Consider the following 9043-nt stretch of genomic DNA (forward strand, 5'->3'; position numbering starts at 1 on the left):
GTAGCTCAAGCCACGGCCAATATCCTGAAAAAGGCAGGGGTAGATTTCGGGATACTGGGTACCAAGGAGAATTGCTGCGGAGAAAGCATTCGCAAGACAGGCAATGAGGAATTATTCAAACGCTTAGCCCGGGAAAACATCAAAACTTTTATCGAAAATGGGGTGAAGAAGATCCTTGTTTCTTCTCCACATTGCTACCACACCTTCAAAAACGAGTATCCTGAATTCAAGGTGAACTTTGAGGTGGTTCATATCTCCCAATATTTATTCGAGCTTATTAATGAAGGGAGACTTGAGATCACCAGGGAGTATGGGAAGAAAGTTACCTATCATGACCCATGTTACCTGGGTCGACATAATGGCATATATGACGAACCCCGAGGGGTCTTAAAGAAGATACCTGGTTTAGAGTTGTTTGAGATGGATGAGTCGCGGAAAGATAGCCTCTGTTGCGGAATGGGAGGAGGCAGGGTTTGGATGGAAACACTAAAGGATGAAAGATTCTCCAACCTCAGATTAGAACAAGCCATTGGGGTTGGGGCTGAGGTGCTGGCTACTTCCTGCCCCTATTGCATCACCGCTCTTGAGGATAGCAGGTTAGTCCTGAATTATGGTGAGGTCATAGAGGTTAAGGACATCACGGAGATTCTCCAGGAAGTTATTTAGAGGATGAAGAAGCTAAACATGCAAGAAGCGATTGACGTATCGGATCTGAAAGGTGTCGAACCAAACATAGTCTGCGATCGCTTTTCGGACGAGGGATGGGTCAGGACCTCAGTTCATGTGCCTACCGAGATGCAGCTCACAGTCTATGTAAATCGCCAGGAACTGGTCACCATCCTGTGCACTCCAACCAAGCTGAATTGCCTTGTCATCGGATTCCTTTACGCAGAGGGAATCATCTTAAGTCTCGGCGACGTGGCGAGCATGCGGGTGTGTGAGGATGATTCGCTGGCCGATGTGATGCTCTCTAACCCCGAGTATGAATTGCCAACGCTGAAACGGACACTCACCTCTGGCTGCGGTGGCGGTGCAACTTTCAAAACTCAGGGACAGAGGGTTGATTCGGATCTTGTTGTTACACCAAGGGAAGTGCTATCACTGATGAAGCAGCTTATAGAGCAGATGGAGCTGTATCGGCTTTCTGGTGGCGTGCACGCCTCAGCTCTGTCCGATACCAAGAACCTGATAGTAGTGGCTGAGGATATCGGACGACATAACACCTTCTACAAGATCCAGGGCGAATGTCTATTGAGGGGAATATCAATCAGAGATCGACTGCTACTGAGCACCGGTCGCGTTTCGTCCGAGATGTTGCTCAAAGTGGCAGGGATGCAGGTCCCGGTTGTTGTTTCGCGGACCTCGCCGACGGGACGCGGCATTTCGCTTGCCCGTGAACTGGGCATTGCCCTGGTTGGCTATGCGCGTGGCAGACGTCTTACGGTGTATTCACACCCGGAGCGACTTGGCTGCCCAACAAATTAAGTACGGCTAACCCGGACAGTACGGGCACATAAAACCTGATGAGGTGATAGAAAGTGGAAAAAGAACTATTGGAAAAAGAACAAATTCAACAGCTTTGTAAAAGTCTTGGAGACAGTAATTTTGGAGACGTAATGGTTGTTGGTGGAGGGATCAGCGGTATTCAAGCCTCTCTTGATCTTGCCACTGCTGGTTTTAAGGTTTACCTGGTTGAAAAAGAGCCGAGCATTGGGGGCCATATGGCCCAGCTTGACAAGACCTTTCCCACCAATGACTGCTCCATGTGAATACTCGCACCCAAACTGGTCGAGGTCGGCCGGCATCCCAATATAGAGGTCCTGACCTATACTGAAGTTGACAGTGTAGTAGGGGAATCAGGAAACTTCAACGTAACGCTGATTAAAAAGCCCAGATATATCATAGAGAGCAAATGCACGGGTTGTACTACCTGTGTAGAATACTGCCCCGTCAAGTATCCTGATCAGTATAATCAGGAAATATCGAAGAATAAAGCCGTCCATGTATATTTCGCTCAGGCAATTCCACTTGTCACTTATATAGATGAAAGCTGTCTTTACCTTAAAGAGAATAAATGTCGTATTTGCGAAGCAGTATGTAAGAATAACGCCATAGATTTAAAACAAGCGCCGGAGAAGGTAGAAATAAATGTAGGGGCCATAATTCTGTCTCCTGGCCTTGAGCCATTTGATCCTAAGGTGAGGGAGGAATATCGCTACGGAGAGTTTGTGAACGTGGTAACCGGTATGGACTATGAACGGCTGTTATGCGCCACCGGGCCATACGAAGGTGAGATACTGCGTGCTTCCGACAAGAAGCATCCCCATAAAATAGCCTGGATTCAATGCGTCGGTTCCAGACAGGTTATCGAGGGCGGTAACAGCTATTGTTCAGCCGTATGCTGCACCTATGCCCAGAAACATGTGATTTTGACAAAAGATCATGACGCGGAGGCAGAGTGTACGATATTCCATAACGATATTCGTTCCTATGGGAAGGATTTTGAGCGATTCTACGAAAGAACAGAGAAACTTCCCGGGGTTCGGTTTATCAGAAGCTACACATCAATAGTAAAAGAGAACCCGGAAACCAGGAATGTAACCATACGGTATTCTACACCCGACGATGGTGTAAAAGAGGAAGAATTCGATATGGTGGTATTATCCATTGGATTGAATCCTCCCGCTGATGTGAAGGGCCTGGCAAAAAAATACGGCATTGAACTCGATCCTCACGATTTTTGTAAGCTCAATCCTGTCAATCCTATGGAGACCAACAGGCCTGGGATCTTTGTAAGCGGAGGCTTCCAGGGTCCTATAGATATTCCCGAGTCGGTTTTTAGCGCCAGCGGAGCTAGTTCCCAATGTGGTGAACTCCTTGACTACAGGCGAGGAAATCTTGACAAAGAAAGGATATATCCGCCGGAAAGGGATGTCTCGGGAGAGGAGCCAAGGATAGGAGTCTTTGTGTGTCATTGTGGGGCTAATATCGGAAGGATAGTAAATGTTCCTTCCACAGTTGAATATGCCTTAACCTTACCGAATGTTGTCTACGCTCAGGAACAGCTATTTTCATGTGCTACTAATTCTGCCCAAGAAATAACAGACAAGACAAAGGAAAAAGGGCTCAATCGAGTGGTTGTCGCTGCCTGCTCCCCCAGGACCCTTGAACCGTTATTCCGGGACACCGTTCGGGAGGCGGGAATTAATCAATATTACTACGAAATGGCTAATATTAGGGAGCATAACTCCTGGGTCCACTCTAAAGAAAAGGAAGAGGCCACAGAGAAGGCACAGGATATAATCCGGATGTCGGTAGCACGAGCTTGCCATTTGGAGCCATTACAGGAATTTGATCTGCCAGTAAATAAAACGGCGTTAGTGGTTGGTGGAGGTATAGCCGGCATGAATTGTGCTCTCTCCATAGCGAATCAGGGACATGAGGTTTACCTGTTGGAAAAGGATACAAACCTTGGGGGAATAGCACGAAGAATTCATTCCACGCTGGAAGGACTCGATGTTCAGGCCTATTTGCGTGATCTTATGAGAAAGGTTTACCAGCACCCCTTAGTACATGTATATACTGATGCCATCATCACGGAGGCTACAGGTTATGTTGGGAATTTCGTAACCAGGGTGAAGTCTGAAAGAGGGGTCACAGAGATAAAACATGGTGCAGCCGTCATCGCTATAGGTGCTGATGTATATACACCTACCGAATACCTTTATGGAGAAGATGACAGGGTAATGACCCACCTTGAGTTGGATGAGCGGATCAACAAAGGAGAAGAAAAGGTAATTAACGCAGAAAGTCTCGTGATGATCCAATGTGTAGGCTGCAGACAGGAAGACAGAAATTACTGCAGCAGGATATGCTGTAGCGAGTCTATAAAGAACGCATTGAAACTGAAAGAGATAAACCCCAAGATGGATATATACATCCTCTTTCGGGATATGAGAACGTATGGATTCAAAGAGGATTATTACCGGGAAGCGGCAGATAAAGATGTAAAGTTCATCCGCTATGAGCCGGAGGATAAACCTCAGGTGAAACCTGGTAAGTCGGATGAGGGTCGGCCTGTTCTAAAGGTTACTGCGACAGATTATATTCTAGGTAAAAAGCTTGAATTAGATGCTGATATCATTGCTTTGGCTGCCGCTGTTGTTCCCTCCGCAGCAACCAAGGAAGTAGCCGGACAATTCAAGGTAACTTTGAGCCCGGATGGCTTCTTCAAAGAAGCCCATGTCAAATTAAGACCTGTTGAGTTTGCTACAGACGGCGTTTATCTTTGTGGATTGGCTCACTATCCTAAGTTTATACAGGAAACGATTAACCAGGCTTATGGAGCTGCAGGCCGGGCTTTAACCCTTCTCTCGCATGATACAGTCGTCGCCTCCGGCTCTGTGTGCGAGGTGAATGAGAGTAAGTGTATGGGGTGTGGGGCATGTATCTCAGTCTGTACGTATGGTGCCTTAGAGTTTCGTGATACAAAACAAGGCAAAAAGGCTGTAGTTAATCCTGTTCTCTGTAAAGGAGATGGTCTCTGTAACTCAAAGTGTCCAACAGGGGCTATTTCACTAAAGCACTATACCGATGAAGAGCTCTTGAGCGAAATTGATGCGGCGGTTGGAGATGTGTAGAAGTATACGAACGAATAAAACCAGGATTTTTAACAAAGGAGGTGAGAACGAATGAGTACAGGACTTAAATTTAAACCAAGAATATTAGGTTTTGTATGCCATTGGTGAGCATACGGCGCTGCTGACATGGCTGGAGTTTCCAGACTGCAATATACAACTGAAATCAGGCTTATCCGCGTTATGTGCACTGGCAGAGTCGACCTGGCATTTGTACTCCGGGCTTTCTCAAAAGGAAATGACGGGGTGTTTATCGGCGGTTGCCATCTTAATGAATGTAATTATATTACTCATGGAAATTACCATGCACTAAACATGGTGCTTCTATGTAGAAAAATAATGGAACACATAGGGCTGAACCCAGAAAGGTTAAGGATCGAATTTATGTCTTCCGGTGAAGGAATCCTTTTCGCCGAAGTTATTAATGATTTTGTCAAGACGGTGAAGGGGTTAGGACCACTTGGCAAAGGCAAAGGTGAAGGAATAGACAAAGAAGAATTAAAGTCCAAACTTGCAGAAATTACAAAGCTGGTCCCATACATTAAGATGGTGAAAAATGAGAAGCTGGGGTCACGTCTTCAGAATATAGAAGAATATGACAAACTTTTCACCAAAGACGAGATAGACAGTCTATTTCGTGAAGTGGTCTCGTACTATATTGATCCGACTAAGTGCCAGGCCTGTATGACCTGCGCTAAGAGATGCCCTGTAGAGGCGATCATAAGTGCAAAGAACCAGATCCATGTAGTTGATCAAGAGAAATGCATTAAATGCGGAACTTGCTTTGAAGCTTGTCCCCCTAAATTTGGTGCGGTGACGAAGATTTCCGGCGCGCCTGTTCCGCCTCCTATTCCTGAAGAAAAAAGAACCATAGTCAGAAAGAGTAAAGAAAAAGAAGTTAGTTGAAGCAAGGAAAGGAATGAGCGTTTTGGAGGCAGCATAAAATGTATGGATATTCATTCCTACATTTTGTCACGACGAGAAATTAGATTTATTCTTGAATCCTCACCAAAAACTGCTATAATACACAAACATGCGTATCATGGGTCTTGATGTTGGCGAAAGGAAGATAGGGATTTCATTATCAGACCCTACTTTTAGCATAGCGCTGGCACACAAAGTCTACAGAAGAAGCTCAATGAAAGAGGATTTGGAAGAGTTTAAAAAGATTGTTGAAAATTATGATATCAAAGAAATTGTTATTGGATTACCAAAGAATCTAAACGGGACCATTGGGAAGAAGGCAAAGGAGATTATTAACTTTGCAGAAGAGATTGAAAAATATACACTCATTCCAATTGCTTTGTGGGATGAAAGGTTCAGCACAAACGAAGCACACAGAATACTGGAAATGGCGCAGATAAAACACAAAAAAAGAAGACCGCTCTTAGATATGATGGCATCACAGATCATACTTCAGGGATACCTGGATGCTCACAAAAAAAGATAAAAAGATCATCGCCATATCATTAATAATCTTACTAATCACTCAATCAATCATATTTGCAAGTATCCCTATGGATACTGATAGTGAACCTATAATTATAATTGTGAAGAATGGAACAAGTTTACACAACATTGCTGATAGGCTTAAGAATGACGGCATAATAAGCTCCTCCTCCCTCTTTATGGTCTTTTCTTTACTTTACGGAGGCAAGCTGATAGCCGGAGAATACGAGCTTAGAAAAGATATGTCCATACTGGGCATATTAAAAAAGATGGGCCGCGGGGATAGACATATATATGCACTGAGAATAGTGGAAGGCTACAATCTATACAACATTGCTGACGCTATAGAAAAGGCAGAGATTATGAAAAGGGTTGAATTCCTGAAGCTCGCAAAAGATAAAACCATGTTGAGCAAATTAGGGATAACCTCTGATTCCTTGGAAGGTTATCTTCCACCAGACACATACTATTATAGCAAGGAGATAGAGATTGAGGGTTTAATAGAGAAGATAGCTCAAAGAACCTTTAATATCTTCACAAAAGAGGATATAAAGAAAAGGATGGAAGAATTAAATTTCGACATGCACAAGACGCTAACCCTGGCATCAATGATAGAAAGGGAGGCAAAATTAAAGGAGGAAAAACCGCTCATCTCGGCAGTCTTTCACAACAGATTAAAAAAGGATATGAGCCTTGATAGTGACCCAACAGTAATATACGGAACGGGTGCATTTAATAGTGCGATAAAAAAATCCCACTTAACAACCTACACCGCATATAACACATATACATTTAAAGGCTTACCAAAAGGACCGATTTGCAGTCCGGATAAAAATTCAATCATGGCAGCGCTGTATCCAGCAGCAGTAGAATATCTTTATTTTGTTTCTAAAAATGATGGATCCCATGTCTTTTCGAAAGACATGAACGAACATAACCGTTTTGTAATAATGTATCAACGAGCCAAAAACACAAAAAAATGAGTGAAGGAGGGATTTATGGCAAAAGATGTTGCAGTTATTGGTGTTGGCCAGAGTTCATTTGTAAGAGGCTATGAAGGCTCCATCAGGGAATTGGCCTTTGAGTCATTCAGGGAGGCTATGCAGGATGCGGGTATTACACAGAAGGATGTTGATGCTTCTGTTTTTTGCTCGGCCCCTGAATATGATAAACAGAGGTCGCCTGCTGGTGTCATGGCAGAGTATTTGGGGTTAATTCCCCAGCCGACCTTTTACATTGAAACTGTTTGTTCTTCAAGCAGTTCCGGTGTGAAGGTAGCGTATAGCATGATCAAGTCAGGTCTCCATGATATCGTTGTTGTCCTCGGCTTCCAGAAGATGTCAGAAATCACTTCTGCTGAATCCCAGGAAAGGATGGGGAGGGGTGCAGACATCCAGTGGGAGGCACCTTTTGGAACGATGATGCCTGCCTACTATGCATTATATGCAAGGGCTTATATGGCAAACCACGGCTTAACCCACGATGACCTCATGGCAGTGAGGCTCAAATCTGCCACTTATGGGGTAATTAATGAAAGGGCGGTCTACCGCAAAGGGGTGAAACCCGAAGATTTTGATCCAAAGAATCCTGATGCAAAGCTGGCAGGTCCTGTAGCATGGCCCTTGCGCGTGGGTGATTGCTGTGCCAATGCAGATGGAAGTTCGTGCATCATCCTTGCAAATGCAAAAAAGGTGAAGGCAATATCAAAAAAACCTATCTGGATCCTTGGCATTGGAGCTGCATCTGAGGCAGTAAATATGGCCGCAAGACCGGACTTTGCAAAGGGACTAAGCGTGGGCTACGGAGCAGCAAACCAGGCATACAAAATGGCAAAAATAACAGCGAAAGACGTTGATGTGGCAGAGGTTCACGATTGCTTTACCATTGCCGAGATCATGGCCTATGAGGGCCTTGGATTTGCAAAGGTTGGCGAAGGCAAGGAATTAATCAAGGCAAAAGAGACCTATAAAGAAGGTAGGATCCCTGTGAACGTTGACGGTGGACTTCTTTCGAAGGGTCATCCAATCGGTGCAACAGGCGGATCACAGATCCGTACAATAGTTTTGCAGCTCAGAGGAGAGGCGGGCCCAATGCAGATAAAGGATCCGGAAATCGGTCTTGTTCATAATGTGGGTGGTGTTGGTCTTTATGGTAACGTTACAATATTCGGGAGGTGACCTATGGGATTTGAAAAATTCGGAAGAAAAAGCTTTACAGGTATAACAAAGATGGCAAAGTTTGTTGATTTTCTCGCAGAAGGAAAGGTAGAAGGCACAGTGTGCAAAAAATGCGGTGCAAAGTTTTTCCCGCCAAGGGCAGATTGTTCTGTCTGTCTATCAAAAGAGATGGACTGGTTTGAAATGCCAAAAAACGGAAAACTTGAAACATTCACAACCGCTATGTACGCGCCCTTTGGTTTCGAGGCAGACCCGCCATATACAATGGGTGTGGTAGACTTCGGCAGTGGCTTGAAACTCTTTGCCAGACTGGCAAAAGACATAAAGCCTGAAGACGTGAGCGTCGGAATGGATGTCGCTATCAGGACTATGAAATATGACGACGGCCAGATGTCTTTTGAGATCGTAAAGGCGTGAAAGAGCAGTGGTAAGTGGTGAGTGGTGAGTGAAAAAAACTGAAAGCCATTAAAGGGCTGCCTTCGGGCAGCCCTTTATCCTATCTATTCAGTCTTTTTGTCTATTTTGTCATAACCAGATAAACCAAATAGACCACATAGACAAGATAGACTGAAAAGACAAAAAAACTGTTACACAAAAGCTCTTCCAGCAATTATTTGAACCGTTGATAACACCTGAATGCCTTACAAGCCGATGAATTTATTATTTAGCGGTCCCTTTGCCTGGGTCTTTCACAAGTTCTTTGCCAAGCGTGTGACACCTTTTCTTCGCTTCGTCGCTGATAGGGCGTCCGCTACTAACCGTCTCCCCTACCTGCTGGAA

General features: G+C 44.6%; 8 protein-coding genes. All 8 read left to right on the top strand.

The window, feature by feature from the left end; genetic code table 11:
* On the top strand, positions 1–666 hold a 666-nt coding region (locus tag NTU69_05095; GenBank protein ID MCX5802897.1), incomplete at its 5' end, for a (Fe-S)-binding protein.
* 3 nt (positions 667–669) lie between these two features.
* On the top strand, positions 670–1485 hold the full coding sequence (gene fdhD / locus NTU69_05100; protein ID MCX5802898.1) for a formate dehydrogenase accessory sulfurtransferase FdhD: 816 nt from the start codon (positions 670–672) through the stop codon (positions 1483–1485).
* Between the two features lie 68 nt (positions 1486–1553).
* Positions 1554–4640: an FAD-dependent oxidoreductase gene (locus tag NTU69_05105; protein MCX5802899.1), complete on the top strand. Its 3087-nt coding sequence runs from the start codon at positions 1554–1556 to the stop codon at positions 4638–4640.
* 51 nt (positions 4641–4691) lie between these two features.
* Positions 4692–5543 (top strand): hydrogenase iron-sulfur subunit, encoded by an 852-nt coding sequence (locus NTU69_05110; GenBank protein MCX5802900.1) that lies wholly within the window; start codon positions 4692–4694, stop codon positions 5541–5543.
* A gap of 127 nt (positions 5544–5670) precedes the next feature.
* On the top strand, positions 5671–6087 hold the full coding sequence (gene ruvX, locus NTU69_05115; protein ID MCX5802901.1) for a Holliday junction resolvase RuvX: 417 nt from the start codon (positions 5671–5673) through the stop codon (positions 6085–6087).
* Positions 6068–7069: an endolytic transglycosylase MltG gene (gene mltG, locus NTU69_05120; protein ID MCX5802902.1), complete on the top strand. Its 1002-nt coding sequence runs from the start codon at positions 6068–6070 to the stop codon at positions 7067–7069. Before ruvX ends, mltG begins: the two co-directional genes overlap by 20 nt.
* A gap of 15 nt (positions 7070–7084) precedes the next feature.
* Positions 7085–8263, top strand: coding sequence for a beta-ketoacyl synthase N-terminal-like domain-containing protein (locus NTU69_05125; protein MCX5802903.1), 1179 nt, complete (start codon positions 7085–7087; stop codon positions 8261–8263).
* A 3-nt stretch (positions 8264–8266) separates the two neighbouring features.
* Entirely contained in the window at positions 8267–8680 is a 414-nt protein-coding gene (locus tag NTU69_05130) for a Zn-ribbon domain-containing OB-fold protein (protein ID MCX5802904.1), read from the top strand.
* The last annotated feature ends 363 nt before the right edge of the window (positions 8681–9043 follow it).

Source organism: Pseudomonadota bacterium (assembly GCA_026388215.1).
In the GTDB taxonomy this organism is placed as follows: Bacteria; Desulfobacterota; Syntrophorhabdia; order Syntrophorhabdales; family Syntrophorhabdaceae; genus JAPLKF01.